Source organism: Acidovorax sp. Root219, from assembly GCF_001428665.1.
Lineage (GTDB): Bacteria > Pseudomonadota > Gammaproteobacteria > Burkholderiales > Burkholderiaceae_C > Acidovorax.
The window spans coordinates 522,215-548,163 of the sequence record NZ_LMIJ01000011.1 but is presented as its reverse complement, the minus strand read 5'-3'; the positions used below and the strand labels follow the sequence as shown (position 1 = coordinate 548,163).

General features: G+C 65.9%; 28 protein-coding genes. 13 read left to right on the top strand and 15 right to left on the bottom strand.

Going from position 1 to position 25,949, the window contains the following annotated elements; genetic code table 11:
- The first annotated feature begins 122 nt into the window (after nucleotides 1-122).
- Nucleotides 123-911 carry a 16S rRNA (adenine(1518)-N(6)/adenine(1519)-N(6))-dimethyltransferase RsmA gene (gene rsmA, locus ASE28_RS13320; protein WP_057266932.1) on the top strand — a complete coding sequence of 263 codons (789 nt, stop codon included), beginning with the start codon at nucleotides 123-125 and terminating at the stop codon, nucleotides 909-911.
- A gap of 271 nt (nucleotides 912-1,182) precedes the next feature.
- On the opposite strand, the gene ASE28_RS13315 is transcribed toward rsmA, so the two are convergent.
- The 4 genes from ASE28_RS13315 to ASE28_RS13305 form a co-directional block, all read right to left on the bottom strand.
- Nucleotides 1,183-1,608, bottom strand: coding sequence for a barstar family protein (locus tag ASE28_RS13315; protein ID WP_057200514.1), 426 nt, complete (start codon nucleotides 1,606-1,608; stop codon nucleotides 1,183-1,185).
- A gap of 137 nt (nucleotides 1,609-1,745) precedes the next feature.
- The gene (locus ASE28_RS31395; protein WP_082608074.1) at nucleotides 1,746-2,156 is read right to left on the bottom strand and encodes a ribonuclease domain-containing protein; all 411 of its coding nucleotides are present in this window, start codon (nucleotides 2,154-2,156) and stop codon (nucleotides 1,746-1,748) included.
- Nucleotides 2,157-2,311: 155 nt separating this feature from the next.
- Nucleotides 2,312-4,633 (bottom strand): NADP-dependent malic enzyme, encoded by a 2,322-nt coding sequence (locus ASE28_RS13310; RefSeq protein ID WP_057266931.1) that lies wholly within the window; start codon nucleotides 4,631-4,633, stop codon nucleotides 2,312-2,314.
- A gap of 241 nt (nucleotides 4,634-4,874) precedes the next feature.
- Complete coding sequence (locus tag ASE28_RS13305; RefSeq protein WP_057200512.1) at nucleotides 4,875-5,174, bottom strand: hypothetical protein; 300 nt, start codon at nucleotides 5,172-5,174, stop codon at nucleotides 4,875-4,877.
- Nucleotides 5,175-5,292: 118 nt separating this feature from the next.
- Between ASE28_RS13305 and ASE28_RS13300 the strand changes: the two genes are divergently transcribed.
- The 3 genes from ASE28_RS13300 to ASE28_RS13290 are packed head-to-tail and all read left to right on the top strand — an operon-like array spanning nucleotide 5,293 to nucleotide 7,485.
- Complete coding sequence (locus ASE28_RS13300) at nucleotides 5,293-5,772, top strand: N-acetyltransferase (RefSeq protein WP_057200511.1); 480 nt, start codon at nucleotides 5,293-5,295, stop codon at nucleotides 5,770-5,772.
- Nucleotides 5,769-6,506: an aspartyl/asparaginyl beta-hydroxylase domain-containing protein gene (locus ASE28_RS13295; protein ID WP_057200510.1), complete on the top strand. Its 738-nt coding sequence runs from the start codon at nucleotides 5,769-5,771 to the stop codon at nucleotides 6,504-6,506. Before ASE28_RS13300 ends, ASE28_RS13295 begins: the two co-directional genes overlap by 4 nt.
- Nucleotides 6,472-7,485 (top strand): sulfotransferase family protein, encoded by a 1,014-nt coding sequence (locus ASE28_RS13290; protein WP_057266930.1) that lies wholly within the window; start codon nucleotides 6,472-6,474, stop codon nucleotides 7,483-7,485. Before ASE28_RS13295 ends, ASE28_RS13290 begins: the two co-directional genes overlap by 35 nt.
- A gap of 24 nt (nucleotides 7,486-7,509) precedes the next feature.
- On the opposite strand, the gene ASE28_RS13285 is transcribed toward ASE28_RS13290, so the two are convergent.
- Nucleotides 7,510-8,169: a phage tail protein gene (locus ASE28_RS13285; RefSeq protein WP_057200508.1), complete on the bottom strand. Its 660-nt coding sequence runs from the start codon at nucleotides 8,167-8,169 to the stop codon at nucleotides 7,510-7,512.
- Nucleotides 8,170-8,816: 647 nt separating this feature from the next.
- Between ASE28_RS13285 and ASE28_RS13280 the strand changes: the two genes are divergently transcribed.
- The 6 genes from ASE28_RS13280 to ASE28_RS33445 all read left to right on the top strand — a co-directional run bounded on the left by ASE28_RS13280 (nucleotide 8,817) and on the right by ASE28_RS33445 (nucleotide 13,564).
- A complete protein-coding gene (locus tag ASE28_RS13280) occupies nucleotides 8,817-9,188 on the top strand; it encodes a hypothetical protein (protein WP_057200507.1) in 372 nt (123 codons plus the stop codon).
- A gap of 105 nt (nucleotides 9,189-9,293) precedes the next feature.
- Nucleotides 9,294-9,590 (top strand): hypothetical protein, encoded by a 297-nt coding sequence (locus tag ASE28_RS13275; RefSeq protein ID WP_200961075.1) that lies wholly within the window; start codon nucleotides 9,294-9,296, stop codon nucleotides 9,588-9,590.
- A gap of 150 nt (nucleotides 9,591-9,740) precedes the next feature.
- On the top strand, nucleotides 9,741-10,097 hold the full coding sequence (locus ASE28_RS13270; protein WP_057266929.1) for a hypothetical protein: 357 nt from the start codon (nucleotides 9,741-9,743) through the stop codon (nucleotides 10,095-10,097).
- 23 nt (nucleotides 10,098-10,120) lie between these two features.
- Complete coding sequence (locus tag ASE28_RS13265; RefSeq protein WP_057266928.1) at nucleotides 10,121-11,794, top strand: DUF4384 domain-containing protein; 1,674 nt, start codon at nucleotides 10,121-10,123, stop codon at nucleotides 11,792-11,794.
- Entirely contained in the window at nucleotides 11,791-12,930 is a 1,140-nt protein-coding gene (locus tag ASE28_RS13260) for a tetratricopeptide repeat protein (RefSeq protein WP_057266927.1), read from the top strand. Before ASE28_RS13265 ends, ASE28_RS13260 begins: the two co-directional genes overlap by 4 nt.
- A gap of 76 nt (nucleotides 12,931-13,006) precedes the next feature.
- The gene (locus tag ASE28_RS33445; protein ID WP_057266926.1) at nucleotides 13,007-13,564 is read left to right on the top strand and encodes a pentapeptide repeat-containing protein; all 558 of its coding nucleotides are present in this window, start codon (nucleotides 13,007-13,009) and stop codon (nucleotides 13,562-13,564) included.
- A 59-nt stretch (nucleotides 13,565-13,623) separates the two neighbouring features.
- On the opposite strand, the gene ASE28_RS13250 is transcribed toward ASE28_RS33445, so the two are convergent.
- The gene (locus ASE28_RS13250) at nucleotides 13,624-15,141 is read right to left on the bottom strand and encodes a CoA-acylating methylmalonate-semialdehyde dehydrogenase (RefSeq protein WP_057266925.1); all 1,518 of its coding nucleotides are present in this window, start codon (nucleotides 15,139-15,141) and stop codon (nucleotides 13,624-13,626) included.
- A gap of 31 nt (nucleotides 15,142-15,172) precedes the next feature.
- A complete protein-coding gene (locus ASE28_RS13245; RefSeq protein ID WP_057266924.1) occupies nucleotides 15,173-16,534 on the bottom strand; it encodes an aspartate aminotransferase family protein in 1,362 nt (453 codons plus the stop codon).
- Nucleotides 16,535-16,687: 153 nt separating this feature from the next.
- On the opposite strand from ASE28_RS13245, the gene ASE28_RS13240 reads away from it, so the two are divergent.
- Entirely contained in the window at nucleotides 16,688-17,620 is a 933-nt protein-coding gene (locus tag ASE28_RS13240) for a LysR family transcriptional regulator (RefSeq protein ID WP_057266923.1), read from the top strand.
- Between the two features lie 25 nt (nucleotides 17,621-17,645).
- On the opposite strand, the gene ASE28_RS13235 is transcribed toward ASE28_RS13240, so the two are convergent.
- Nucleotides 17,646-18,557, bottom strand: a complete 912-nt coding sequence (locus tag ASE28_RS13235) for an AraC family transcriptional regulator (RefSeq protein ID WP_057266922.1) — start codon at nucleotides 18,555-18,557, stop codon at nucleotides 17,646-17,648.
- Nucleotides 18,558-18,684: 127 nt separating this feature from the next.
- On the opposite strand from ASE28_RS13235, the gene ASE28_RS13230 reads away from it, so the two are divergent.
- Both ASE28_RS13230 and ASE28_RS13225 read left to right on the top strand, forming a co-directional pair.
- Nucleotides 18,685-19,074, top strand: a complete 390-nt coding sequence (locus ASE28_RS13230) for a nuclear transport factor 2 family protein (RefSeq protein ID WP_057266921.1) — start codon at nucleotides 18,685-18,687, stop codon at nucleotides 19,072-19,074.
- 85 nt (nucleotides 19,075-19,159) lie between these two features.
- Nucleotides 19,160-19,462, top strand: a complete 303-nt coding sequence (locus ASE28_RS13225; RefSeq protein ID WP_057200496.1) for a flagellar basal body protein — start codon at nucleotides 19,160-19,162, stop codon at nucleotides 19,460-19,462.
- Between the two features lie 205 nt (nucleotides 19,463-19,667).
- Here the strand turns inward: ASE28_RS13225 and ASE28_RS13220 are convergent, their stop codons facing one another.
- The 7 genes from ASE28_RS13220 to rpmH form a co-directional block, all read right to left on the bottom strand.
- A complete protein-coding gene (locus tag ASE28_RS13220; protein ID WP_057200495.1) occupies nucleotides 19,668-20,609 on the bottom strand; it encodes a hypothetical protein in 942 nt (313 codons plus the stop codon).
- Between the two features lie 114 nt (nucleotides 20,610-20,723).
- Nucleotides 20,724-21,215 (bottom strand): Crp/Fnr family transcriptional regulator, encoded by a 492-nt coding sequence (locus ASE28_RS13215; protein ID WP_057200494.1) that lies wholly within the window; start codon nucleotides 21,213-21,215, stop codon nucleotides 20,724-20,726.
- A gap of 92 nt (nucleotides 21,216-21,307) precedes the next feature.
- Nucleotides 21,308-22,732 (bottom strand): tRNA uridine-5-carboxymethylaminomethyl(34) synthesis GTPase MnmE, encoded by a 1,425-nt coding sequence (gene mnmE / locus ASE28_RS13210; RefSeq protein WP_057200493.1) that lies wholly within the window; start codon nucleotides 22,730-22,732, stop codon nucleotides 21,308-21,310.
- 79 nt (nucleotides 22,733-22,811) lie between these two features.
- Entirely contained in the window at nucleotides 22,812-24,533 is a 1,722-nt protein-coding gene (yidC, locus tag ASE28_RS13205; RefSeq protein ID WP_057266920.1) for a membrane protein insertase YidC, read from the bottom strand.
- On the bottom strand, nucleotides 24,530-24,817 hold the full coding sequence (gene yidD, locus ASE28_RS13200) for a membrane protein insertion efficiency factor YidD (protein ID WP_057266919.1): 288 nt from the start codon (nucleotides 24,815-24,817) through the stop codon (nucleotides 24,530-24,532). Before yidD ends, yidC begins: the two co-directional genes overlap by 4 nt.
- Nucleotides 24,814-25,431 (bottom strand): ribonuclease P protein component, encoded by a 618-nt coding sequence (locus tag ASE28_RS13195; protein WP_057266918.1) that lies wholly within the window; start codon nucleotides 25,429-25,431, stop codon nucleotides 24,814-24,816. The genes yidD and ASE28_RS13195 overlap by 4 nt, the downstream gene beginning before the upstream one ends.
- 72 nt (nucleotides 25,432-25,503) lie before the next feature.
- Nucleotides 25,504-25,638 carry a 50S ribosomal protein L34 gene (rpmH, locus tag ASE28_RS13190; RefSeq protein ID WP_005798102.1) on the bottom strand — a complete coding sequence of 45 codons (135 nt, stop codon included), beginning with the start codon at nucleotides 25,636-25,638 and terminating at the stop codon, nucleotides 25,504-25,506.
- Between the last annotated feature and the right edge of the window lie 311 nt (nucleotides 25,639-25,949).

The window sequence follows — 25,949 nt, the reverse complement described above, 5'->3', positions numbered from 1 at the left end:
ACTGGCCCAGCAGCCCCGCATCTGCGAATGGTGCATCATTCGCCGAAACGCGCTCAGCATCTGGGCGCTTTGCTTCTTTCCCCACGCGGGCCGATAGGTGCCACGTGCACCCTGCAGTTGATATGAAACACATTCCCCGCAAGCGCTTCGGCCAGCATTTCCTGTCCGACAAGGGCATCATCGATGGCATCGTGGACGCGATTGCGCCGCAGGCGGGCCAGCCCATGGTGGAGATCGGGCCGGGGCTGGCCGCGCTGACGCAGCCGCTGGTGGAGCGCCTGGGGCGCCTCACTGTGATCGAGCTCGACCGCGACCTGGCGCTGCGCCTGCGGCTGCACGGGCAGCTCGAAGTCATCGAGTCCGATGTGCTCAAGGTCGACTTCACGCAGCTGGCGCAGGACTGGCGCGCGCGCGTGGAACAGCCGGCCCTGAAGCTGCGGGTGGTGGGCAATCTGCCCTACAACATCTCCACGCCCATCCTGTTCCACCTGCTGGCGCACGTGGCGGTGATCGAAGACCAGCATTTCATGCTGCAAAAGGAAGTCATCGACCGCATGGTGGCCCATCCGTCCACCTCGGACTATGGCCGCCTGTCGGTGATGCTGCAGTGGCGTTACGCCATGGAGAACGTGCTGTTCGTGCCGCCCGAGAGCTTCGACCCGCCCCCGCGCGTGGACAGCGCCGTGGTGCGCATGGTGCCCCGGGAGGCTCCGGTCGCCCTGAACGAGCGCCTGCTGGAAGAACTGGTGCAGGTGGCCTTCAGCCAGCGCCGCAAGCTGCTGCGCCACACCCTGGGCCGCTGGCTCGAAGCCAAGGCTTACCCGGGCGTGTTCGACGTGCAGCGCCGCGCCGAAGAGGTGCCTGTGGCCGAGTATGTGGCCTTGGCTGCCGCGATGGGCCAGAGCACCTGATTGGAGACACCGCACCCAGGCCTGCCTTGCAGGCGTCGGGGTGGGGTGCTGAGGAACTGCCGCCTAAGGCGGCAGGATCATGCCGCGCTGAGCCAGTAGCCCGCGTTGAAGGGGCTGCTCATGCGCAGCGCCAGGGGGGACACGTCCACCAACTTGTCAGTGGGCATCTTTTCGGCGGCGGGGTCGGCGGGGATCTCGATGCCCTGGACCTTGGTCTGTGCTTCGTTAGCCTCGTTCGCCCGTTCTGCTTGGCTGGTGGATGCAGAACGGGCTACAGAAAAGAATAGAAACAGCGGAACGGGATCTTGCGGTCGCCCCAGTAGTCGGCAGCGTCGCGGAAGATGTCCAGAAGCTGCTCACGCGCTTCCTTGTCGAACTTGCCCGTGGCCGGGATCTGCTCCAGCACCACGATGAAGCCGGGCTGCGGGCCCGATTTGTGCAAGGGATCCGTCATGCAGTCGTACAACGCGTCGAAGTTCTTGCCGAAGTGCGACGGGAAGGTGAACTGTCCTGCAATCAGGTCCAGCACATCCTGCTTGGACTGCGCATGGGCCAGATTGGCATAAAGGAAATGTTGACCCAGGGAAGTGGCTGCATCCTGCAGGTCCTGCACGCGGAAGGCGCGAATGGACTGCACGATGTTGGTGCGCACGCCACGAAGTGGCGTTTCCAGGTCTTTACGAAGTGGCGTCTGCATCTCCGCTACTCTTTCTTTATAAAGTCCAAAAACTTCGGGTATCCGCCAGTCCACGGGGGCCGACTGCCGGTTGGGGGATTCAAGAGCGCGCACCGCTCACCGCCGGAAAGACCGGCCGGTACGTGGTGCGTCGGGCGTCATTTTTCGATGATTTCGCGAAAACTAGCGTAGTGGTCGCTGGTGTAGTAGCAGGCGTCCGGTACCCGGGGCTTGCCGCCACACACGATACGCCGGGCTCCCCGGTCGCGCGAACCTGGTGTTCTGACGGTGTACTCACGGTAGTGGCCACGCTTTTGGGCGGGCAACAGCCGTTCTCGATTGCCGAAAACCGATCCGTCCTTGTCGTACGGAAACGGGCCTCCTTCACGGATCAGCGCATACGTTGCACGCCCCTGGGGCGGCAACTCGGCCAGTGCGATAGGGGTGGTCGAACCGTGGGTGGAGGGGGATTGGCGGGCCTGCCCCACCACCGGGGAAAGAGCAAACGCAACACCCACCACACACAAAAACCCTGCTTTGCGCGCCCGGGTGGCTACAGCCTTCAGCATCAACAACACCTTTCAGAAACTACGGGTTAACCCGAAATTTCGAGCCCGTAGTGTGACTCAATGGTCCCCAAAAAGCAAGCGCCTGCACAAAGATTGGGCAGGCGCTGGGGGGTGTTGCAAGCAATATAAGTTAGTGCTTGCTATCTATCAATGGCTTATCGCGATGCGTTCGCATCGGCCACGGTAAGGGCTGTCATGTTCACGATACGGCGCACGGTGGCGCTTGCCGTCAGGATGTGCACCGGCTGCGCCGCACCCAGCAGCACGGGGCCGATGGCGATGTTGCCACCCGCAGCCGTCTTGAGCAGGTTGTAGGAAATATTGGCTGCATCAATATTGGGCAGCACGAGCAGATTGGCGTCGCCAATGAGATCGCTGTGCGGCATGATGGCCGCGCGGGCCTTGCCGTCGAGGGCCACGTCGCCATGCATCTCGCCATCGACTTCGAGCCAGGGGGCCTGCACGCGCAGCAGCTCCAGGGTCTGGCGCATCTTCACCGCGCTGGGCTGGTTGCTGCTGCCGAAGTTGGAGTGCGACAGCAGGGCGGCGCGCGGCTTGATGCCAAAGCGCATCATCTCTTCGGCCGCCATCACGGTGATCTCGGCCAGTTGCTCGGCCGTGGGGTCGTAGTTGACGTGCGTGTCCACCAGGAACACCTGGCGATCGGGCAGCAACAGGCCGTTCATGCAGGCATAGGTGCACACGCCGGCGCGCTTGCCGATCACCTGGTCGATGTAGTTCAGGTGCAGCGATGTGTGGCCCCAGGTGCCCACGATCAGGCCGTCGACCTCACCCTTGTGCAGCAGCATGGAACCGATCAGCGCCAGGCGCCGGCGCATCTCGATCTTGGCGATCTGCACCGTCACGCCCTTGCGCTCGGTCATGCGGTGGTAGGTCTGCCAGAAGTCGCGGTAGCGGTGGTCCTGCTCGACGTTGACGATGTCGTAGTCCGTCCCTTCGCGCAGGCGCAGGCCGAACTTCTCGATGCGCTCGGCGATCACCGCTGGGCGGCCGATCAGCGTGGGGCGTGCGATGCGCTCGTCGACCACGATCTGGGCGGCACGCAACACGCGCTCTTCCTCGCCTTCGGCATACGCCACGCGCTTCTTCGTGGCAGCCTTGGCGGCAGCGAAGATCGGCTTCATCATCGTGCCCGAGGCATAGACGAAGCTTTGCAGCTGGTCGCGGTAGGCGTCCATGTCGGTGATGGGGCGCAGGGCCACGCCGCTGTCGGCGGCGGCCTGGGCCACGGCCGGCGCGATCATCATCATCAGCCGCGGATCGAAGGGCTTGGGGATCAGGTACTCGGGGCCGAAGGCCAGTTGCTCACCCACATAGGCAGCGGCCACCACTTCGCTCTGCTCGGCCTGTGCCAGCTGGGCGATGGCGTGCACCGCCGCGATCTCCATCTCCAGCGTGATGGTGGTGGCGCCGCTGTCCAGGGCCCCGCGGAAGATGTAGGGGAAGCACAGGACGTTGTTGACCTGGTTGGGGTAGTCCGTACGGCCCGTGGCCATGATGGCGTCGTCGCGCACGGCCTTCACGTCTTCCGGCTGGATCTCGGGGTTGGGGTTGGCCAGCGCAAAGATCAGCGGGCGCGGGGCCATCTTGCGCACCATGTCCTGCTTGAGCACACCGCCGGCGGACAGGCCCAGGAACACGTCGGCGTTCTCGATCACCTCGGAGAGCGTGCGCGCCGAGGTCTTCTGCACGAACTGGATCTTGTCCTCGTCCATGAGTTCGGTGCGGCCGTCGTAGACCACGCCGGCCAGGTCGGTCACCCAGATGTTTTCGCGCCGGATACCCAGCTTGACCAGCAGGCCCAGGCACGCCAGGGCGGCAGCACCGGCGCCCGACGTCACGAGCTTGACGTCCTCGGGGTTCTTGCCGGCCACCTTCAGGCCGTTGAGGATGGCCGCGCCCACCACGATGGCCGTGCCGTGCTGGTCGTCGTGGAAGACCGGGATCTTCATGCGCTCGCGCAGCTTGCGCTCGACGTAAAAGCAGTCGGGCGCCTTGATGTCTTCGAGGTTGATGCCGCCGAAGGTCGGCTCCAGGCTGGCGATGATCTCGACCAGCTTCTCGGGGTCCTTCTCGTTGATCTCGATGTCAAACACGTCAATGCCCGAGAACTTCTTGAACAGGACGGCCTTGCCCTCCATCACCGGCTTGCCCGCCAGCGCTCCGATGTCACCCAGGCCCAGCACGGCCGTGCCGTTGGTCACCACGCCGACGAGGTTGCCGCGTGCGGTGTACTTGAAGGCAGCGTTGGGGTCCTTGACGATCTCCTCGCAGGGCGCGGCCACGCCGGGCGAGTAGGCCAGCGCGAGGTCGTGCTGGTTGATCATCTGCTTGGTGGCAGCGATCGCGATCTTGCCGGGCTTGGGAAACTCGTGGTACTCGAGAGCGGCACGGCGCAGCTGGGCGCGCTTGTCCGGATGGTTGTTGTTGTTCTCGGCCGTGGTGTTCTCGGGCATTCAATTGTCTCCAGCTTGGGGGGTGCGCAAGGGGTCAGTCAGCTCTTGTAGGAACATGCTTACACGTTCCGGGGGAAGGGATTGTAGGCCGCGTTCGGTAAAAACCCTAGTAAGCGAATCTGCTTAGTTGGGTGAGACAGCTTTGCGATCCAGGTTGGAAAGCGGCGGTCCCCCACGGGCGCAGGATCACCCAAATCCCTGCACGCCGTTGGGACAAGACCGCGCGCCATGGCCCCGGCGTCTAGCCGAACAGCGCCTCATAGCGCGCCACGTTCGGCGTCCTGGTATCGGGCATGACCGGCACCAGCATCCACTGCACGCGGCCCAGTTCAGAGTGGTCCAGGGTGTAGGTGTCCTGCGACAGCCTGGGCTGGTCGGGGCCATGGAACAGCAGGGAGAATGGGGTGCGAAACTGCTCGGGCAGATGGCCACGTTCACGCTCCGTGGCCTCTGTCAGGACCAGTTCCACGGGACCATGCTGGGTATGCGCGACGAAGCGGCTGCCCACCACAGCGCTGACAGGTTCAAAAGTGGTACTCATCGGTTGCGTTCGTAGGAGAGTGATTCAAAATTTGGACACCGCCCATTCCCTTGCCAGAATGGGCAGGTTTCCACGATCTGCCCAAACATCGTACCGCCGGTAATCCACTGTGTACCTATTGCCAGAACCATTTGCCCTGCGAGAGAGGACCGATGCGGACCACGGGTTCCTGCAGGCGCTGTACTTTTCGAGCCGCGAGGACCTGCAGCAGGCCATGGCGGACACCGCGCTGCTGCAGCAGTTGATGGCCATGCAGCAGAACGCACAGGAGATGGGATTTCGCCAGCACTTCCCCCAGGCCCGCCAGTGGCTGCTGCTGCAATCGGGCCATCCCATCGGCCGCATGGTGGTGGATGCCTCGCCCGCGCAATTGCACCTGGTCGACATCGCCGTGCTGCCAGAGGCCCGCCGCAGCGGCGCGGCGACGGCCGCGCTGTCCGCTCTGCAGGCGCACGCCCTGGCGCGCGGGCTGCCGCTCAGCCTGAGCGTCAGCCACACCAACCAGGCAGCGCGGCGCCTTTATGCGAAGCTCGGGTTCACCACCACCTCGCAGGACGATATGCTCGCGCGGATGGTCTGGCACGGCGATTGCACATGAACACTGTCACGGCACCCACCCCTTACCTGAAGCTGCCTTTTTCCTTCGACTTGGCACGCCTGCAGGAGGACCTGCGCCGCGTGGCCGCGTCCGAATGGATCGGCCACTTCAACACCTCCGCCTACGAAAAGGGCTGGAGCTGTGCGCCGCTGCGCTCCGTGGATGGCCGCACGGACCACATCATGCCGGTGGAAAGCGGCCACTTCGAGGACACCTCGATCCTGGAGCGCTGCCCGTACTTCCGCCATGCCATAGACCAGTTTCACTGTGACAAGACTTCCATCCGCCTGATGTCGCTGGAGGCGGGGGGTGTCATCCACGAGCACCGGGACGAAGGTGGAGCGCTCGAAGACGGCCTGACGCGCCTGCACATCCCCGTGCAGACCTCGCCGCTGGCCACCTTCCGCATCGACGGGGAGGAAATCCATTTCTCCGCAGGCAGCGCCTGGTACCTCAATGCCAGCTGCCTGCACGGCGCGGAGAACCGCAGCCCGCAGGCCCGCATCCACCTCATGATCGACTGCGTGACCAACCCCTGGCTGGCGCAGATTTTTCAGGCGGCCGGCGGGGTCCAGCGGGACCCGCCCCCGTACGGCGACCCGTCCATCAACGATGGCAACGTGCTGCAGATCATTGCCGCACTGCGCGCTGGGAGCCATGCGACCAGCATCCAATTGGCCGACCGACTGCAGGAAACCCATGCTCGAAGAACAGGCGCTGCTGCGCGGCCGTGAGGTAGCGCCGGGACAACTGGCGTCGTTGCATGGCTGGTTTCCCGTCAGCCTGGGCCACGGTCCCGCCACCGTCTCGTGGCGATTCCTCGGAGACAGGCGGTTCGTGGAGCCGTTCTTCGAAGACAGCATCCTGTCGCAGGCGCCGCAAGACCGCAAGGTGTGCACCACCCCCCTGTCCGCGCTGGACGATCTGCCCGAGAGCGTGCCACCGGCGGCCTTCATCTTCCACGTCTCGCGCTGCGGCTCCACGCTGCTCACGCAGGCGCTGGCCACCTTGCCACAGTGCATCGTGATGTCGGAGCCCCCAGCGCTCGATGCCTTCTTCCGGCTGCACCACCGGCACCCGGAGCAAAGCGGCGGCTCTCATACCTTCAGGCGACTGGTGGCTGCCCTGGGGCAGCGGCGCAGCCCCGCCGAACGGCAACTGGTCATCAAGCTCGACTGCTGGCACCTGCCCTGGATTCCCTTCGTGCAGGCCGCGTTTCCGGCCACCCCCATCGTGTTTTTGTACCGCCAGCCCGATGAAGTGCTGGCGTCCCATCGGCGCCAGCGTGGCCGGCAGATGGTGCCGGGACTGATCGACCTGTCGCGGTTGGCGGACCTGGTGCACAGGCCCGGCGCGCCGCAACTGGCTCCCGGCGACCTGGACGGCCATGCGATCCGGGTGCTCGAAAGCCTGTACCGCTGCGGGCTGGAGATGGCAGCCGCCTCAGACCTGGTCCTGATGGACTATGGGCAGCTTCCCCAAGTGATCTGGAACGGGCTGCTGGACACCCTGGGGATGGAGTGCACCCCCACTGAACTGGCCACGCTGCAGGCGCGCTCAGGCTTTCACTCCAAACATTCGGGCAGCCGGTTCCAGGGAGACCCTGCGCCAGCGAGCGCCGCACCGAGCCCGCCAACCCCCGAGCGCCTGGACGACGCGAACCGGTGCTACCGGCAACTGGAGCAGTGGCGGCTGGCGCGCAGCTCGGGCTAATGCCGGGCCTGGCGCCAGTTGTCCTCAGTTGCGAGACGGGAAGATGCCTTCCACGCAGATGATGTAGTTGAGACCCAGGTAGGGCTGCATGATGGATGCCGTTGCGGTCGTCTGCACGGGTACCTGCAGTGGCTGGCCGCCCCCCGTGGTACCCACGGTCACAGCGCCCGTCTCGGCCGCTGTGCTGACGCCACCCAGGTTGACCGGCCCGGTCACCGTAGGGCAGTAAATGGAGGCACTGCCGGGGCCGCCGGGCGACGCACTCAGGTAGGAGCCATTGGCCGGAGAGGTGCTGGTACCGGTCGTGCCGGTGGATGCCTGCAAGGTGGTTTTGATCGCTGTCGGATTCACGGTGGCCGTATGGTCGTGGGCAGGCAGATTGGCAATGGCCAACGTCACCGTCGCCGCGCCCGTGGCAATTACGGTGACATTGTTGGTTCCCGCCTTTTCGCCCTGGGCGACGGTGGCGATGCCCGGTCCGGGGCCCTGGGAGCCGACAGGAACCCTCCCCCGCAGATCCGGCAGGCCAAAAGTGTTCTGACCATCACCGCCATACATCGTCCCCAGCAGTGAAAACAGTGCGGAATTCTGGGCAATGGGCAGCGTTTGGCCATTGCAGAACATCCAGCCGCGCGGCGCGTATTGGAACGCGACCGGCATGATCGTGCCCATAAATGCATCCATGAAGGCTCCTTCAATAAAGTGGGTGAGAGGCGCCGGATGCTATGGCGCTGGCGTGCGTACGGTCAACGAAGAAATTGCCAAATTGCAATGCATGCATTCGACCGTGCAAAGGCCCATGCCCCCCACGCCGGTGAACCGCGAAGGAGGGTCGGGGTGCTCTCGCCCACCATGCATAGCCGGCCATCCCCGCCCATTGACCTTANCCCCCCCCCCCGCAGATCGCCGACGAAAGCTGATACAAAGATTTTTGCGACAGATGAGGGGAGCAGCCCCTGCACGAAAGCACCCCAAAGCCCGCGAGATGCAGTTGTCACATATGTATGTATTTTTGTGATTTGCATCCAGACGTTCTTTTGACCTCATGGATATTGTGTTTTTCTTTCATTTTGTTGCATATGTTTCAACGCAAATGCGGCGTATCGACTGATTTCGAGAAGTTTTCCGCAAATAGAGGGACTTCTGCGAAAACCACGCGAATTTAATGAATTTGTCACGAACGGGATTGAAACTGCCCTTGGACATGAACAAATCAAAAAGTTCCTTGTTAATCTTCGTCCAACGAATCGCAAACACAGCGCGGCACAAAACAGGCAGCGACCTGAATGCGATTAACAGCAAGCAGAACATCAGTGGATTGGACATCTGGAATGAAGCATCTGATTTCTCCCTGGATCGCGGCAGTGGCATTGGCCCCCGCATTCGCCCACAGTGGCGGCAATCAACAGACCGTCGAACTGAGCGGCGGCGCCGCGAACGTGGCCGCCACGGGCGGCACCGCGGTGATGAATATCTCGTCCACCCAGGGCGCCCAGGTCATCAGCGGCAATTCGCAGCAGGTGGTGGTGCGTGGCACCGTGCTCAACGCTGCCACCTTCGGCGCCCACAGCGAATTGAATATCGCCTCCCGCACAGGGCCCGGCGCCGGCTCGGGCAGCCAGGTCATATCGGTCCAGGGCCCTGTCGTCAACCAGGCCACTGGCAAGGGCGTGAAAAGTGTCGTGAATATTGGCGGGAGGTAATCCCGCCAAAAATCTCCGGTCGGTTATTGAAAATCAACCGGATTTCCCCGTGGTAGCCATTATCGATTTGGCGCCTTTCTTTTATCGTTATCAATGGAGTTCATTATGCAAAAGACTTTCGCACTGGCTATTTCCGCTCTGGTACTCGTCGCTGGCGCTGCCCACGCAGAAGTGAAAATCGGCGGCAATAACAACCAGAAGGTGACCGTGCAAAACGGCGCCGTGGCCAACATGGCCTTCGGTGCTTCCACTGCCAAGCAGAACCTGGCTTCCAACAAGGGCAACGTCAAGATCGGCGGCAACAACAACCAGGAAGTCTCCGTGAAGAACGGCGCCGTCGCCAACATGGCCTTCGGTGCTTCCAAGGCCGAACAGAACCTCGCCTCCAACGACGGCAAGTAATTCAGTGGCGCGTTCTGCGCCCTGACCTTCAAGACAGAAGAACAAGGCGTGCAGTAGCGCTGCTGCGCGCCCTGGAAGTACCTGTCCAAAACCTTTTGCGGATCCATCCGGCAGAAGGCTTTGAACAGGTTCTAAAGAGGAGAAGCACCCATGAAAACCCACTGTCTCGCCGCGCTGTGCCTGGCCGGCGCCTGCGCCGCTGCCGCGTCTTCGTCCGTTCTGGCCCAGACGCCCGTCCAGAAGGCCCCGGCCGGGCGCAGCGGGCTCGACCCCGCCTCGCGCACCAAGGTCACCAATGTGCTCTCGCGCACCCGCATCGACGCCGAGGACACCCTGGCCACGGTGGACCGCAAGCTCGTCACCGGCCCCAGCGGCAGCAGCTGCGCCACCAACATCGGCGCGCCCAAGGTGCCCGAGGGCGACAGCGGCATCGGCAACCGCTTCGGCACTGCCAACAACGACCAGGTCATCGTGGTGCAGGGCCCCGTGATCAATCTCTGCAAATAACCCCACCACCATCGGTTTCCAGCATGAAGAACAACAACAGCACCCACCACCCGCGCCGCCCGCGCCACCTTCTGGCCCTGTCGGGCCTGGCGCTACTGATGTCTGGCTGCGCCATACAGCCCAATGTGAGCGACCGCGTGAACATCATCGAGCAGGGCACCGTGGAGCAGGCCCCCCTGGTCACGCCGAGCAAATCGGGCTCCGTGCTGCGCGAAGGCCTGGCCTGCATGGACCGTATGCTGGCCGCCGAGAACACGCCCACCACGCTGATCGCCGTCAAATCCATCCCCGACCCCTCGGGCCTGTTCAGCACGGGCACCAAGGAGATGCTGATCACGGCCCTGTCGCGCATGTCGCGCACCAGCCAGGCCTTTCGCGTGGTGGACTACGAGGTGGACGCCCTGCGCCAAGACACGGTGCAGACCCTCACCAGCCTGCTGCTCAACAACAACCAGATGGAGCTGCGCAAGCCGCAGATCTACATCTCGGGCGCCATCAGCTTCGGCGACAAGACGGTGGTCTCCAAGCGCCAGAGCCTGGGGATTTCCACCGCCGCTACCGACACCGGCTACAGCTGGGACGTGCTGGGCAGCGCAGTCGGGCTGGACCTGCACCTGGGGGACATGAACACGCGCACGCTGTACTCGGGCATCGAGTCGGCCAACGAGCTCATTGTGGCAACCGGCGGCAAGGCGGTGGAGATCGGCGCCAAGGCCACGGGCCTGCCCAAGCACATCTACCGCGTGGGTGTGCAGTACGAAGTGGCGGCCGACAACAACCAGGGCGCGGGCGCCGCCATCCGCCTGCTGGTGGACCTGGCCGCCATCGAACTGGTGGGCAAGTGGGCCAAGGTGCCGTACTGGGATTGCATCGACTACGAGCAGAACCACCCCGAGTTCCTGCGCCAGATGCGCGCCTGGTTCGACGAGGCCAGCGTGGCCGAGCGCTGGACCCTGGCGCAGCGCGTGCTGCAGACCCATGGCATCTGGAACGGCACGGCCGACGGCACGGATTCGCCTGCCTTCCGCAAGGCTGTCACCCAGTACCAGGCCTCGCAGGACCTGACCCCCGTGGGCGTGGTCAATTTCGAGACCTACACCCGGCTGATGCGCAGCTTCGTGGGCATGTCGGCCGAAGGCAAGCTGCGCAAGCCCGAGTACGCCGATGACAAGCTGGTGGCACGCCCCAGCGGCCTGCCGGCCAACGAACCCGACCCGCGCAGCATTGCGCTGAGCATGGTGGGCCGCAAGGACCGCGACCTCAAGGTAGGCGAATCCATCGTGGTGCGAGTGGTGCCGCCGCGCACCGGCTACCTGTACTGCTACTACCAGGACGCGGGCGGCTCCATCAGCCAGGTCTACCCGAACCCGATGCAGCCATCGGCCACCGTGCAGGGGCGCACCAGCGTGCTGATCCCCGACATCAGCAAGCCCAACTCCTTCCTGATCGAGACGGCACGCGGCGGCACCGAAAACATGTTCTGCGCCATGACGGCCCAGCCGCTCAAGGGCCAGATCCCTGCCGCCCTGACCAGCGCCAACCTGGAGCCGATCAAGAGCGTGACCAGCCTGGCCCAGGTGCAGGGCGCCTTCGAGCAGGCCGGCGTCGGCGTGATGAGCACCTCGCTCGACTGGAACGTGCAGGCCCCGGCCGCAGAGCCCATCCGCGGCAATACCCCCAACCGGCCCCGCAAATGAAAACCGCCCCACTGCAACCCCAGGGCGCGCCCGCCGACCGGGCACGCAGGACGGCCCTGCGCTGGTCCCTGGCCGCCTGCTGCGCGGTCGCCGCAGGTGCCGCCCAGGCCGTGATCCAGTTGCCCTCGCAGCCGGCCTCGGCCCCCCAGGGCAGTGCGGCCCGCACGCCCCAGACGCCCGGCGGCTCCCTGCGTCTGCCCTCGGCCAACACCGAGCAGGTGCTCAACAGCCTGATCGAGGCAGCCAACGCCGGCGATGCCGACGCCATGGTGCAGGTCGGCATGTATTACCACACCAACCCCGGCCTGCCCCAGGCCGCAACCACCGCGCGCCGCTGGTGGAGCCGCGCCGCCGATGCCGGCGACGTGCGCGGCATGGCCGGCTATGGCTACCTGCTGGGCGTGGACAATGCCGGCGGCCAGCGCGACCTGTCGGTGGCCCGCGAATGGCTGCAGAAGGCCCGCGCGGCCGGCCTGGTGCGCGCCACCTATGTCGAATCGCTGCTCGAAGGCCAGATCACCGGCCCGCGCAAGCTGCGCGACGCGCGCCGCCTGCTGGAGCAGGCCGCCCAGGACGGGGACCCCCTGGCCATGAACGACCTGGCCGTGGCCTGGGAGCTCGACGGCAGCGTCGAGCGGGCGCGCGAGATGTATGTGCTGTCGGCGGCACAGGGGTACAACCCGGCCCGCGCCAACTACCTGCGCCTGGAGCGCCAGAACCGCTCCAGCGAATCGGCCACCCTGGCCCGGCTGCGCACCCTGTCGGACGACGGCAACGCCGATGCCACCTTGCAACTGGCGCAGCTGTACCACCAGGGCAAGGGCGGCGTGCAGCGTGATTTCGCCCAGGCCATCCAGCTGTACCGGCGCGCAGCCGACGGCGGATCGCGCAGCGCACGCGAATTCCTGGCGCTGATCTTCAGCCGCTCGTCGCGCGACAACTCGGCGCGCGGCGTGGACGCCGCCTGGATGGAAGAGCTGGCTGCGCGCATCAGCGCCAGGACCGATGGCGCGGGCGGCAAGGAAGGCCGGGATCTGATGTCCGACCGCCCCCGGCGCAGCGAAGACCCGCTGTGGAATCTCACCAGCTTACGTTGGACACCGCCTGTTACCGACGCCAGCGCCACACCCCCTTAAAGTCCAGCCCGCGCTCCTGGGTAGGAGCGGGCCTGGACACCGGCCCATCGAACAACCGACGGAAGGAAACCGACACATGACGAACAACACCTTTGCCAGCGCACTGGTCGGCCTGGCCGCCCTGGCCGCCTGCATGCCCATGGCCCATGCCCAGCGCAACCTGGCCTCCAATGGCTCTGGTACGGTGATCGCCGGCGACAACAACGCCTCGGTGATCGTCAACGGCCAGCAGATCATCACCGCCACGGACGGCAATGCCCGCGTGGAAACCACCATCGGCGGCGGCAGCGGCCGCGTGGTGGTGCAGGGCGCGTCGACCACGGTGACCAACTCCTCCAATGCCAAGCCCGGCAAGGGCGGCAAGAGCGGGGACTACGTGAACAGCGACCTCTCGGGCCGCAACTTCGCAGGCGCCCAGCTGGCCGGCCGCAAGTTCACCAACGTGGACCTGTCGCGCGCCAACCTCTCGGGCGCCGACCTGCGCGGCGCCGAGCTGGTCAACGTGAACCTGGAGCAGGCCGACCTGCGCGGCGCCAACCTCTCGGGCGCGAAGATGGTCAACGTGGACCTGGATGCGGCACAGCTCGAAGGCGCGACCTGGACCGACGGAAGGCGCTGCCGCGCCGCCTGTTGAACCAGGCCAGCGCATGAAAAACGGCCCCGAAGGGCCGTTCTTGCGTGGGCACGCCGGGATCAGCGGCTGCTGGGGAAGCTGAACACCGCGCCTTCGCGCACGCCGGCCGAGGGCCAGCGCTGGGTGATGGTCTTGCGCTTGGTGTAAAAGCGCACGGCGTCAGGCCCGTAGGCGTGCAGGTCGCCGAACAGGCTGCGCTTCCAGCCGCCGAACGAATGGTAGGCCACCGGCACGGGCAGGGGCACGTTCACGCCCACCATGCCGACCTGGATGTGGTCGGTGAAATAGCGCGCGGCCTCGCCGTCGCGCGTGAAGATGCAGGTGCCGTTGCCGTACTCGTGGTCGTCGATGAGCTTCATGGCTTCCTGCAGCGTCTTGACGCGCACCACGCCGAGCACGGGGCCGAAGATCTCTTCCTGGTAGATCTTCATGCCGGGCTTGACGTTGTCGAACAGGCAGGCACCGAGGAAGTAGCCCTCCTCGTGGCCGGGCACGGTCACGCCGCGGCCGTCCACCACCAGCGTGGCGCCCTCGGCCACGCCGCTGTCCACATAGGCCTTGACCTTCTCGAAGTGGGGCTTGGTCACCAGAGGGCCCATGTCGTTGCCGTTGTCGGTGCCGGGGCCGACCTTCATCTTGGCGATTTCGACCTTGAGGCCCGCCACCACGGCATCACCGGCCTCGTCGCCCACGGCCACCACCAGCGGGATGGCCATGCAGCGCTCGCCGCAGCTGCCGTAGGCGGCGCCCATGAGGGCGCTCACGGCATTGCCGATGTCGGCGTCGGGCATAACGATGGCGTGGTTCTTGGCGCCGCCCAGGGCCTGCACGCGCTTTCCGTTCTTGCAGCCTTCGGCGTAGATGTACTCGGCGATGGGGGTGGAACCGACGAAGCTCACGGCCTTGACGCGCGCGTCCTGCAGCAGCGTGTCCACAGCCAGCTTGTCACCGTTGACGACGTTGAGCACGCCAGGCGGCAGGCCGGCTTCCAGCGCCAGCTGGGCGATGAACAGCGTGCTGCTCGGGTCGCGCTCGGAGGGCTTGAGCACGAAGGTGTTGCCGCAGGCCACGGCCATGGGCCACATCCACAGCGGCACCATGGCCGGGAAGTTGAAGGGCGTGATGCCCGCCGCCACGCCCAGCGCCTGGAACTCGCTCCACGAGTCGATGCCGGGGCCGACGTTGCGGCTGTGTTCGCCCTTGAGCAGCTCCGGCGCATAGCTGGCGTACTCCACGTTCTCGATGCCGCGCTGCAGCTCGCCGTGCGCATCGCTGAGCACCTTGCCGTGCTCGGCCGTGATCATGGCGGCGATCTTGTCGGCGTTTTCTTCGAGCAGTACCTTGAGCTTGCCCATGACGCGGGCACGCTTGAGCGGCGGCGTGTTGCGCCAGGCCGGGAAGGCCGCCTCGGCCGAGGCGATGGCGCGCTCCACCGTGGCCTTGCTGGCCAGGGCGACGTTGGAGGTGGACTGGCCCGTGGCCGGGTTGAAGACCGGCTGCGTGCGCTCCGTGTCGGCAACGATCTGGCCGTCGATCAGGTGGCCGATGGTGGTGGTAACGTTCTTGTCGTGGTTCATGGCAACAATATTGGAATGGAAAATGGCGGGCTCAAGCGGTCTCTGCCAGGGCATCGCCCAGGGCGTTGACCAGGCGGTCGATCTCGACCTTCTCGCTGATGAAGGGGGGTGCCAGCTGGATGGTGTCGCCACCGTAGCGCACGTAAAAGCCCTTCTTCCAGCAGTTCATTGCAATCTCGTAGGGGCGGCGGGCCGGCTCGCCCGGCAGCGGGGCGATGGTGATGCCCGCGGCCAGGCCGTAGTTGCGGATGTCGAGCACGTGCTTGCTGCCCTTGAGGCTGTGCACGGCCTGCTCGAAATGCGGGCTCAGCGCGTTCACGCGGCCGATGGCGTCTTCGCTCTGCAGCAGGTCCAGCGCGGCGATGCCGGCGGCGCAGGCCACAGGGTGGGCCGAGTAGGTGTAGCCGTGCGGAAACTCCAGCATGTACTCGGGGCCACCCGCGGCCATGAAGGTGTCGTAGATGTCCTTGCTGGCGACCACGCCGCCCAGGGGCTGCGCGCCGTTGGTGACCTGCTTGGCGAAGTTCAGGATGTCGGGCGTCACGCCGAAGGCCTCGGCGCCGGTCCAGGCGCCCGAGCGGCCGAAGGCGGTGATGACCTCGTCGAAGATCAGCAGGATGTTGTTCTGCGTGCAGATCTCGCGCAGGCGCTGCAGGTAGCCCACGGGCGGGATCACCACGCCGGCCGAGCCCGAGAAGGGCTCGACGATCACGGCCGCGATGTTCGAGGCATCGTGCAGCGCGATCACGTCCAGCAGGCGGTCGGCCAGTTCCTTGCCGGTGGGCGGCATGCCCTTGTGGAAGGAGCCAGCGGCCGGCTGGGTGTGGGGCAGGTGGTCGGCTTCGACGCCCTGGCCGAAGAGCTTGCGGTTGGCCGCGATGCCGCCCACCGAGATGCCGCCGAAGTTCACGCCGTGGTAGCCCTTTTCGCGGCCGATCAGGCGCGTCTTGCTGGCCTGGCCCTTGGCGCGCCAGTAGGCACGTGCCATCTTCAGCGAAGTGTCGGCCGCTTCCGAGCCCGAGCCGGTGAAGAACACGTAATCGAGGCCGTCGGGCGTGATGGCCTTGATGCGGTTGGCCAGTTCGAACGAGAGCGGGTGGCCGAACTGGAAGGCCGGCGCGTAGTCGAGCTTCATCGCCTGCTTGCCAATGGCCTCGGCGATCTCGCGGCGGCCGTGGCCCAGGCCGGTGCACCACAGGCCCGACAGGCCGTCGAAGATCTTGCGGCCGTCCGAATCGGTGTAATAGGCACCGCTGCCCTCCACGATCATGCGCGGAGCCGCCTTGAACTGGCGGTTGGCGGTGTAGGGCATCCAGTGGGCGTCGAGCCAGGCGGCGTCCAGGCGGTCACCGCCGGCGTCGGAAGCGGGTTTTTCGATGTTGACGAAGCTCATGGGAATCTCCAGTGCAAAAAACGGCCGCTAAAGCAGGAGCAGGCCGGGCAAAAAAGCAGGTCTCGGTGCGGATTGTTGTCCCCGGTGTTAATCTCTCAAAGAGAGCAATATCAATGTTTACTTGCGGATTTATGCAAGTAAATGGCATTCCCGATGACCACCACCAAAAACCGCGCCGTGCTCGGCCAGCTCAGCGACATGGACCTGCGCCTGTTGCAGGTGTTCAAGGCCGTGGCCGAGTGCGGGGGCATGTCGGCCGCCGAGCTGGAACTGAACATCGGCACCAGCACCGTGAGCCGCCACGTCAAGGACCTGGAGACCCGGCTGGGCCTGACTCTGTGCCGGCGCGGACGCGCCGGTTTCGCCCTCACCCCCGAGGGCCAGCGCGTCTACGACGAGACGCTGCGCCTGCTGGCCTCGGTGCAGGGCTTTCGCAATGCGGTGGACGACATCCATGCGCGCATGGGCGGGCAGCTCGCCGTAGCCGTGTTCGACAAGACGGCCACCAACCCGGCTGCGCGCATCGGCCAGGCCATCGCCGCATTTGCGCAGCAAGCGCCCGGCGTGCACCTGCAGATGCACGTGGGCACCATCAACGCCATCGAGCGCGGGGTGATCGACGGCACCTACCAGGTCGGCATCATCCCGGCGCACCGCGCCTCGCAAAGCCTGCTGTACACCGACCTGTTCACCGAGACCATGCTGCTGTACTGCGGCGTCGGCCACCCACTGTTCGGCACCAGCGATGCGTCGCTCGACTGGGAGGCACTGCGCAACCAGCCCTTCGCCGGCCTGGGCTACCACTCGCCCAACATGGAGTTGAGCCACCAGGCGCGCCTGTCGCGCACCGCCACGGGCTTCGACCAGGAGTCGATCGCCACGCTGATCCTTTCGGGCCGCTACCTGGGTTTTCTGCCCGACCACTATGCCGAGGTCTATGAGCGGCGCGGCCTGATGCAGGCCGTGCAGCCCGCGCTGCTGCGCTACAGCTGCCAGTTCGTGGGCCTGCTGCGCCGCTCCCCCGAGCCTTCGCGCGCGGCGCAGGCCTTCCAGCAATGCCTGGCACAGGCCCACGGTGTGGGCTGACTGCTGGCTTTCCAAGGCTCCGCCATCAAACCACTTGCTGCCGGCGGAACTCCGCCGGGGTGCAGCCCGTTTCGCGCCGGAAGAACTTGCTGAAATTGGTTGCCTCGCCGAAGCCCAGGCGCTCGGCGATGCGTGCCACGGGCACGCCGGTGTGCAACAGCAGGCGCTTGGCTTCCAGGCAGATGCGCGCGGCGATGAAGGCCTTGGCGCTGGTGCCGGCCGCAGCGCTGGTGGCGCGCGCCAGGCTCTTTTCCGTGCACCCCAGCGGGCCGGCGTAGTCCGCCACCTGGTGCCATTCGGCGAACCGCTGCTCCAGCAATTGCCGAAAACGCTCGAAACGCCGCATGGCGCGGTGGTTCGCAGGCTCCCGGTTGTCACCACGCTGGCTGCGCTGGTGGTGGGCGATGGCCAGCCGCGTGAGCAGGGCATAGAGCTGGTAGCGCAGCAGCGCGTGCAGGTCCTGCGCAGGCGCATCGGCCGCCGCGTCCGTGCGCATCTGCACGATGGCATCCGCCACCGTGCGGGCCTCCCCGTCGGCCAGGGCCAGGTGCACGGGAAACCGCTCCAGCCCGACCACCAGGCGCAGGTCGCTGGCCGGCGCAGCACCGGCCGCGAGCAGGAATTCCGGGCGCAGCAGCATGACCCACCCCTCCCAATCCTCTGCCAGCCCGAAGTTGTGGGCCTGCCCGGGCCGGATGGCCAGCAGCGATCCGGATGCGCAGGGCACGGGTTCGAAATCGACCACTTGCGTGCAGCTTCCCCGGGTGACCAGCACCAGCATGTGGAAGGCATAACGGTGGGTGCGGTGGACCTCGCCCTCGGGGCCGCGCTGGCGCAGATCGGACATCGGGAAGACCTCCAGGTCCAGCCCGTAGGCCCCGGGCGGCCGGTAGTCGAACCGTTCGATGTCGGCGTTCCATGCCTGCTTCGGGGCCATACGTTCCTTGGTTGTGTGCTCACTGCATTTTGTCCGATAAGTATCTTTCTATGGCTTGGAGCTATCGTGCTTTCTCGCACCAAGAGTCCAATAATTACCCCATCTTCAACACCTGCAGAGAGCCCCCATGTCCGCCATCGACATCGCCAAGAACTACATCCGAGCCGCCCAGACGGGCGATCAGGCCCTGCTGGCCAGTACCGTATCGCCCACCGTGGTCTGGCACCAGCCCGGCACCAACCGGTTTTCCGGCACCCACCAGGGCCTGGCCGCCGTGGGGGCGATGATCGGCAAGATGATGGAAGTCTCCCAAGGGACGTTTGCCATCACGGAGGCGCGGCACTACATGCAAAACGGGGACTGGGTTGCCGTCACCATCACCTTCCGGGGCGAGCGTGCAGGCGCAAGCCTGGACCAGACCGGTGTGGACTTGCTGCGCATCGCGGATGGCAAGATTGCCGAGGTCTTTCTTTTCTCCAGCGACCCGGCGCAGGAGGACCGCTTCTGGGGCCAGTGACCATTCCGGCAGGATGGGTGGTCTCGCGTGAAATCCGCCAGCGCGGGATAATCCGGCCATCCTTCGCCACCGCGAGCACTCCACCATGGCCTCCATTTCCTCGATCGGCTCTTCCGGCATGCAGGCCGCCCAGTTGCGGCTGGATGCCTCGGCCAACAACGTGGCCAACATGAATACGCCTCGCTACAAAAGCGAGGTGGTGGACCAGCAAGCCGCCCCGGGCGGTGCCGGCGTGACCGGATCCGTGCGCCGCAGCCAGGAAGAGGGCGTGGCGCTGGAGAAGGAAGCCGTGGAGCAGATCTCGGCCACCTACGCCTTCAAGGCCAACCTGCAGGTGGTGAAGACCCAGGACCAGATGATGGGCTCGCTGCTCGACGTGAAGGCTTAATCACCCCCTGAGTCGCTTCGCGCCTTCACCCCTCTCTCGACCCGCTGCGCGAGTCGGGAGGGGGACGCCCCCAGCGCGGCGGGGCGGCCCTTGCGCGGGGGCACTGGCTTGGGCCGCGCCGGTTTCATGCGCGGCGTCCCGGATAGCAGAAATGAAAAAGGCGGCCTCGAAGGCCGCCTTTGTTTTTCCGCTGCGCGGAAGGTCCTCAGCGCAATTCACCGTACTGCGTGCTGCTCAGGTCCGGGCCGCGCTCTTCGGCGCCGGGCATTTCCGTGTCCTCGAAGCCCGTCGCATTGGGCGGCCGGGGGCGGATGGGGCCCGAACGCACCGGGGCGCCGCCGGGGCGTGCCGGAACGACGGGCGCAGGGTTGGTACCAGCGGCATCGGCCAGGGCGCGCTTGAAGGCGGCCACTTCGTCGGCCTCGATGGGCTCGAAGCGCGGCACGGGGCGCGTGGCTTCGTAGTCCACCGGCGCGGGGGGGCGCGGTGCGATCGTTCCCGTCAGCGGGGCCGGGGCTGTTGCCACGGGGGCTGCGGGCCGCAAGGGCGCCGGGCGCGAGAGGGGAGCTGCAGGCGTGGCGGTCAGCGGGGCGGGGGCCGATACCGGCGGCAGCGGGCGCCGCACGGCAGCAGCAGGGGCCTGCTGCGTACCCAGAGGCAGGGCCGCACCCAGCGGGGCAATGCCCTTTTGTGGAATGCCCACCGCCACATGGTCATTGATGCGCCAGTACACGGCGGTCACCAGGATGTCGTAGCGCGTCTTGGCGGTCTGGGCGATCAGCGCCTCGATCTCGGACAGGCGCACGGTCTCGCCGCCGTACTCGCGCGCCAGGTCCATCATCACCAGGAACTGGCGGCCGCGCTGGTCCAGCGAAAGCACCTTGAACTTGTAGCTGGCCGAAAGCACGCCGGCACGCACCATGGCATCGCGCACCACCGTGTACAGCAGCTCGCGCCGCTCCATGCGCTCGTTCTTGCGGTTGGCGGCATGCTCGGGCGGCAAGGGGTCGAGCATGGGCTTGCCCTGGCGGCCTGCGGCCAAAGGCACAGTGGCGTCGGCGTTGAGCAGACCCGAAGTCTCCGATGCCGCATTGGGCCGGGGCTTGGTCGGTGCCGGTTTGCGGCTGAACCAGCTGAACAGTGACATGGCTTGCTTTCCTCGGGGTGCGCCTGCAGTGGGTTGTGCGATTCGAGTGTACCGCGAGCCCTGCGCCCCCAACGATGCCACCGGTCCCGAAAGGGCTGCCGGCCGACAGGGGTGTCAGGTCGCCGCAACGCGACGGCGGCGATTGCCCAGGCGCTTGGCCAGTACCGACCCTGCCGCCATGGCCAGGCCCAACGCAATCGCAGGCTGCCGGTTGGTCAGCTCGGTGAAGCGGATGGCCGTCAGGCTCCACAGCTTGCACGGCCCGCTGGCCTGCACCGTGGCGCTGCGGGCCCGGTGCGAAAAGAAGGCGCCTTCGCCCAGCACCGAACCGGGGCCCACGATGGCCAGGCGCAGGCGCTCTTTTTCGTCCTGGAAGTGCACGCTCAGGCTGCCGCTTTCCACGAAGTACAGGGTGCGGTCGGTCGTGCCCTGGGTGAACAGCACGTGGCCCATGGGGATGATGCAGGGCAGCAGGTAAGAGGCGACGACATCCCACTGCGCGGGCGTCAGCGGGTTGGTCATGCTGTCGTCTGCGCTGGCCTGGGCGATGGCATCGATCAGGCCCTGCAGATCGGCTTTGGTGGCAGCGGGGGAAAGGACATTCATGGTCACCTTAAAGTAACCTTGTTACAGGTTGCGCACAAGCACTGTTTACGTCCGTTTACAACAAAAGAAGGTGCCCGGTACACCGCACCCCGCTACTTGCCGATGCAAAAGCTCGAAAAAATCACGCCCAGCAGGTCATCGGACGTGAACTCGCCGGTAATGGCGCCCAGCGCGTTCTGGGCCAGGCGCAGTTCCTCGGCCAGGATGTCCAGTGCGGGGGCTTTCGCCTGTAACTGCGCATGCGCTTCGTCCAGGTGGGCGGCCACTGCCTGCAGCGCCTGCACGTGGCGGGCGCGGGCAATGTACACGCCCTCGGGTGCCGACTGCCAGCCCGCCACTTCCAGCAGCGTGCGGCGCAATTCTTCCAGGCCCGCTCCCGTGCGCGCCGACAGCCGTACCGAGCGGCCCTCGCCCTGCAGCCGGGCCACCGTGGCCGCGTCCACGCAGTCGGTCTTGTTCCACACGTCGATCACCGGCACCGAAGCGGGCAGCCGCCCGGCCATGTCCCTGGCAATCGCCGCATCGCTGGCCGCGTAGTCCGCCGTGTCGGCGCGCGACAGATCGTGCAGGAACAGCACCGCATCGGCCCCGGCGATCTCGTCCCAGGCGCGGGCGATGCCGATGCGCTCCACCTCGTCCTCGCTGTCGCGCAGGCCCGCGGTGTCGATCACGTGCAGCGGCACGCCCTCAATCTGGATGGTCTGCTGCACCTTGTCACGCGTGGTGCCGGCAATCGGGGTGACGATGGCCAGCTCCGCCCCCGCCAGCGCGTTGAGCAGCGAGCTCTTGCCCGCATTAGGCTGGCCGGCGATCACCACCTTGATGCCCTCGCGCAGCAGCGCGCCCTGCTGCGCGCGCTGGCGCACGCGGGCCAGGGTCTGCTGCAGGCGGTCGAGCTGGCCCTGGGCGTCGGCCTGTTTCAAGAAGTCGATGTCCTCCTCGGGGAAATCGAGCGTCGCCTCCACCAGCATGCGCAGGTGGATCAGCGCATCGCGCAGCGCATGGATCTCGTTCGAGAAGGCGCCCGTGAGCGAGCGGCTCGCACTGCGCGCCGCGGCCGAGGTCGAGGCGTCGATCAAATCGGCAATCGCCTCGGCCTGGGCCAGGTCGATCTTGTCGTTGAGGAAGGCGCGCTCGGTGAATTCACCCGGCTCGGCCACGCGCAGGCCGGCCAGCACCGCCGCGCCCCCCTCGGCCTGCACCGCGGCCGCCGCCTCCAGGCAGCGCGCCACGAGCAGCTGCAGTACCACCGGGCCGCCATGGGCCTGCAGCTCCAGCACGTCTTCGCCGGTATAGGAATGCGGCGCGGGGAAGTACAGCGCCAGCCCCTGGTCGATGGCCTGGCCGTCGGCATCGCGAAACGGCAGGTAGTGCGCCTCGCGCGGGCGCAGGTCGCGCCCGCAGAGGGCCTGCACCAGGGGGGCGACGCCCTTGCCGGACACGCGCACGATGCCCACGGCGCCGCGCCCCGGGGCAGTGGCAATGGCAACGATGGGGTCGGCGTGGCGGGCAAGCATGGGGGTGACTTTAGCGGTAGGGATTGAAAAAGGCCGCTTGCGCGGCCTTTCGGGTTGCTCAGCGATCAGGCAGTGGTGATCACCTGAACTTGGGCAGGTTGAACTGCGGTGGCACGCCCATGCGGGTGTTGATGAGCCACTGCTGCGCGATGGACAGAATGTTGTTCGTCAGCCAGTACAGCACCAGGCCGGCCGGGAAGAAGAAGAACATCACGCTGAAGATCAGCGGCATGAACCACATCATCTTGGCCTGCAGCGGGTCGGGTGGTGCAGGGTTCAGGGCCGTCTGCAGCAGCGAACTGGCCGTCATCAGAAGGGGCAGGATGAAGAACGGGTCCGGTGCCGAGAGGTCGCGGATCCAGAGAATCCACGGTGCGTTGCGCATTTCCACGCTCGACAGCAGCACCCAGTACAGCGCAATGAACACGGGGATCTGGATCATGATGGGGAAGCAACCGCCCATGGGGTTGACCTTCTCCTCGCGGTAGATGCGCATCATCTCCTGCTGCATCTGCTGCGGCTTGTCCTTCAGGCGCTCGCGCATCTCCATGATCTTGGGGTTGATCGACTTCATCTTGGCCATGCTCGAATAGGCCTTGGCGTTGAGCCAGTAGAAGGCGATCTTCAGCAGCAGCACCAGCGCCACGATGGCCCAGCCCCAGTTGCCCAGGATCTTGTGCAGTTGGTCCAGCAGCCAGTACAGCGGCTTCGACAGAATGGTCAGCCAGCCATAGTCCTTGACCAGCTCCAGGCCAGGGCTCAGGGCTTCCAGTGTCTTCTCGACCTGGGGGCCGGCGAACAGGCGTGCGTCCAGCGTCTTGCTGGCGCCGGGGGCAATGGCGCCCAACTGGGTGATCATGCCCACCGAGTACAGGTTGGTGTCCACCTTGCGCATGAACAGGTTGCGCTGCACGCCGTCGGCCAGCAGCCAGGCGGTGGCGAAGTAATGCTGCACCATGGCGGCGTAGCCGTTGGTCGCATCCTTCTGGATGTCGACCTTGCCGGCCTCGATGTCCTTGAACTCGACCTTCTGGTACTTCTTGGCCTCGGTGTAGACCGCAGGGCCGGTGAAGGTGGAGTAGAACGACGACTCGCCTGGCGGCTTGTTGCCGTCGCGCACCAGCTGCAGGTACAGCTCGGGCGACACGGGGGCCGTGCCGGTGTTCACCACTTCATGCTTCACGGCGATGTCGTAGGCGCCGCGCTTCACCGTCCAGGTCTTGACCAGCTTCACGCCGCCCTGCTCGGGCGACTCGAAGCGGATGGTCAGCTCGTCCTGTCCGTCCGTCAGCTCGCGCGGGCCGGGCACGGCCGTCATCAGCGTCTTGTGCGTGGGGAAGTTGCCGCCGATCAGGCCGGTCTGCGCCACGTACACGCGGTTTGCGCTTTCGTCGAGCAGCAGGAAGTTCTTGCCGCTCTTGTCGCCGATGTCGGCGTGCTTGAGCAGCTCGGCGTGCGTCAGCGAGCCGCCCTCGCTGTCGAAGGTCAGGCGGTAGACGTCGGTCGTCACCTGCACGCGCTCACGGGCAGCGGGTGCAGCCGTGGGGGCGGGTTGGCCGGGCACGGCCGATGCGCCCTGGGCCGATGCGGTGGCGGGCGCCGACGCATTGGTGGTGGCAGGCACGCTCGCAGCGCCTGCCGAAGCGGCAGAGGCGGTGCCCACAGGTGCAGGCGCGACCACGGGGGCTGCGGTGGGGAAGAAGGTGGCCTTGTTGCCGTTGTGCAACTGCCACTTGTCCCACAGCAGAACCATGGAAAAGCCAAAAATCACCCACAGTATGGTGCGGCGAATGTCGTTCATGAAGACTTCTTTGGTGAAGATGATGTGGAAGGTTGAAGCCGCGAGAACAACCGCATGCTGCGCGGCAATTCCTGCGGGACCGGGTCATGGCCCCCGTCACACCAGGGGTGGCAGCGTACCAGCCTGCGCACCGTGAGATAGCTGCCGGCCGCCGCACCGTACTGCTCCAGCGCCTGCAGCGAGTAGACAGAGCAGGTCGGCTCGAAGCGGCAGGCCGAGCCCAGCCAGGGGCTCAGAAACAGGCGGTAGCCCTTGACCACCCCGATGAGCAGCGCACGCATCATGGCGCAGTCACCGACACCCGTGGCGCGCTGGGGCTTTTGTCGGTTCTGCTACCGCCGCTGGCTTTGCCCGCCTCGCCACCGATGCCCTGGCCCTTGTTCTGGCCAGGGCCCGAACGCTTGGCGGCGTAGCCGAACAACTGCAGCAACTCGGCCCGCACCGCCTCTTTGAGCTGGTCGGACGTGGCGCTGATGAACTGCTTGCGGTCGAACGTGCTGCGCAGGCGCACCACGTGCGCGGCCTGGGGCAGGCGCTCCTCGAAGGTGGCGCCCACGGTGTAGATCTGCCGCTTGATGGCGTTGCGCGTGACCGCACGGCGCGCCCAGCGCTTGGGCACCATGGCGCCCAGCCACACGTCAGGAACGGCAAACAGGGCCTGCGGCGAAGCGCCGGGCCCTGAAGGGGGTTCCGTCTTTGCGGCTTTCGCTGCTGGCGCATCGGTAACCGGAGCCACCGATGCCGCACTGGTATCGCCAGACGCAACAACGGCACCGCCAGTCGTGGCAGTGCCGTCGGCGCCCAACACCAGGCGGTGCAGCGCAAAATGGGCGGTACGGGAAACGGTGCCCCCCGCCATGGCGGCCTGGAACTGCGGACGGGTTTTCAGCCGTTGCATGCAAACGCCCCGTTTGGTACCTGACGGTGCAAACCGGGGTGCAGCGAAGTGCAGACCCAGACCTGGCCGGCCTTAGACGGCCAGGCGCTTGCGGCCCTTGGCGCGGCGTGCGTTGATAACGGCACGGCCACCGCGGGTCTTCATGCGAACGAGGAAGCCGTGGGTGCGCGCGCGGCGGGTCTTGGAGGGTTGGTAAGTACGTTTCATGGTGCTCTATTCCTTGAGGTTCAGTTCCGGACTGTTGCGCAGAAATAGCGGCACGCCGGGTCAAATCACCCTGAACACATTCAGGGAAACCCAAAATTATCGCAGGCTTCTGTGGTGCTGGCAATGCCCCTCTGCGGGAAGACCCTGTGGCGTGCCCGAATCAGGGGTTCAAAATGTACTTTCGGCCCGCCTCCCCCAGGCCCTGATCCCCTCTGTCAGGGGGCCTTTCCAAATTGTGGATAACTCCTTGACAAGCTACAATGCGAGGCCAAGCTCCGTTCCTCCTATCCACAACAAGAATCCGCCTATAA

Coding starts and splice junctions, on each gene's coding strand:
- rsmA (WP_057266932.1), top strand. CDS start 123: ATGAAACACATTCCCCGCAAGCGCTTCGGCCAGCATTTCCTGTCCGAC.
- ASE28_RS13315 (WP_057200514.1), bottom strand. CDS start 1,608: ATGCAGACGCCACTTCGTAAAGACCTGGAAACGCCACTTCGTGGCGTG.
- ASE28_RS31395 (WP_082608074.1), bottom strand. CDS start 2,156: ATGCTGAAGGCTGTAGCCACCCGGGCGCGCAAAGCAGGGTTTTTGTGT.
- ASE28_RS13310 (WP_057266931.1), bottom strand. CDS start 4,633: ATGCCCGAGAACACCACGGCCGAGAACAACAACAACCATCCGGACAAG.
- ASE28_RS13305 (WP_057200512.1), bottom strand. CDS start 5,174: ATGAGTACCACTTTTGAACCTGTCAGCGCTGTGGTGGGCAGCCGCTTC.
- ASE28_RS13295 (WP_057200510.1), top strand. CDS start 5,769: ATGAACACTGTCACGGCACCCACCCCTTACCTGAAGCTGCCTTTTTCC.
- ASE28_RS13290 (WP_057266930.1), top strand. CDS start 6,472: ATGCTCGAAGAACAGGCGCTGCTGCGCGGCCGTGAGGTAGCGCCGGGA.
- ASE28_RS13285 (WP_057200508.1), bottom strand. CDS start 8,169: ATGGATGCATTTATGGGCACGATCATGCCGGTCGCGTTCCAATACGCG.
- ASE28_RS13280 (WP_057200507.1), top strand. CDS start 8,817: ATGAAGCATCTGATTTCTCCCTGGATCGCGGCAGTGGCATTGGCCCCC.
- ASE28_RS13275 (WP_200961075.1), top strand. CDS start 9,294: ATGCAAAAGACTTTCGCACTGGCTATTTCCGCTCTGGTACTCGTCGCT.
- ASE28_RS13270 (WP_057266929.1), top strand. CDS start 9,741: ATGAAAACCCACTGTCTCGCCGCGCTGTGCCTGGCCGGCGCCTGCGCC.
- ASE28_RS13265 (WP_057266928.1), top strand. CDS start 10,121: ATGAAGAACAACAACAGCACCCACCACCCGCGCCGCCCGCGCCACCTT.
- ASE28_RS13260 (WP_057266927.1), top strand. CDS start 11,791: ATGAAAACCGCCCCACTGCAACCCCAGGGCGCGCCCGCCGACCGGGCA.
- ASE28_RS33445 (WP_057266926.1), top strand. CDS start 13,007: ATGACGAACAACACCTTTGCCAGCGCACTGGTCGGCCTGGCCGCCCTG.
- ASE28_RS13250 (WP_057266925.1), bottom strand. CDS start 15,141: ATGAACCACGACAAGAACGTTACCACCACCATCGGCCACCTGATCGAC.
- ASE28_RS13245 (WP_057266924.1), bottom strand. CDS start 16,534: ATGAGCTTCGTCAACATCGAAAAACCCGCTTCCGACGCCGGCGGTGAC.
- ASE28_RS13240 (WP_057266923.1), top strand. CDS start 16,688: ATGACCACCACCAAAAACCGCGCCGTGCTCGGCCAGCTCAGCGACATG.
- ASE28_RS13235 (WP_057266922.1), bottom strand. CDS start 18,557: ATGGCCCCGAAGCAGGCATGGAACGCCGACATCGAACGGTTCGACTAC.
- ASE28_RS13230 (WP_057266921.1), top strand. CDS start 18,685: ATGTCCGCCATCGACATCGCCAAGAACTACATCCGAGCCGCCCAGACG.
- ASE28_RS13225 (WP_057200496.1), top strand. CDS start 19,160: ATGGCCTCCATTTCCTCGATCGGCTCTTCCGGCATGCAGGCCGCCCAG.
- ASE28_RS13220 (WP_057200495.1), bottom strand. CDS start 20,609: ATGTCACTGTTCAGCTGGTTCAGCCGCAAACCGGCACCGACCAAGCCC.
- ASE28_RS13215 (WP_057200494.1), bottom strand. CDS start 21,215: ATGAATGTCCTTTCCCCCGCTGCCACCAAAGCCGATCTGCAGGGCCTG.
- mnmE (WP_057200493.1), bottom strand. CDS start 22,732: ATGCTTGCCCGCCACGCCGACCCCATCGTTGCCATTGCCACTGCCCCG.
- yidC (WP_057266920.1), bottom strand. CDS start 24,533: ATGAACGACATTCGCCGCACCATACTGTGGGTGATTTTTGGCTTTTCC.
- yidD (WP_057266919.1), bottom strand. CDS start 24,817: ATGATGCGTGCGCTGCTCATCGGGGTGGTCAAGGGCTACCGCCTGTTT.
- ASE28_RS13195 (WP_057266918.1), bottom strand. CDS start 25,431: ATGCAACGGCTGAAAACCCGTCCGCAGTTCCAGGCCGCCATGGCGGGG.
- rpmH (WP_005798102.1), bottom strand. CDS start 25,638: ATGAAACGTACTTACCAACCCTCCAAGACCCGCCGCGCGCGCACCCAC.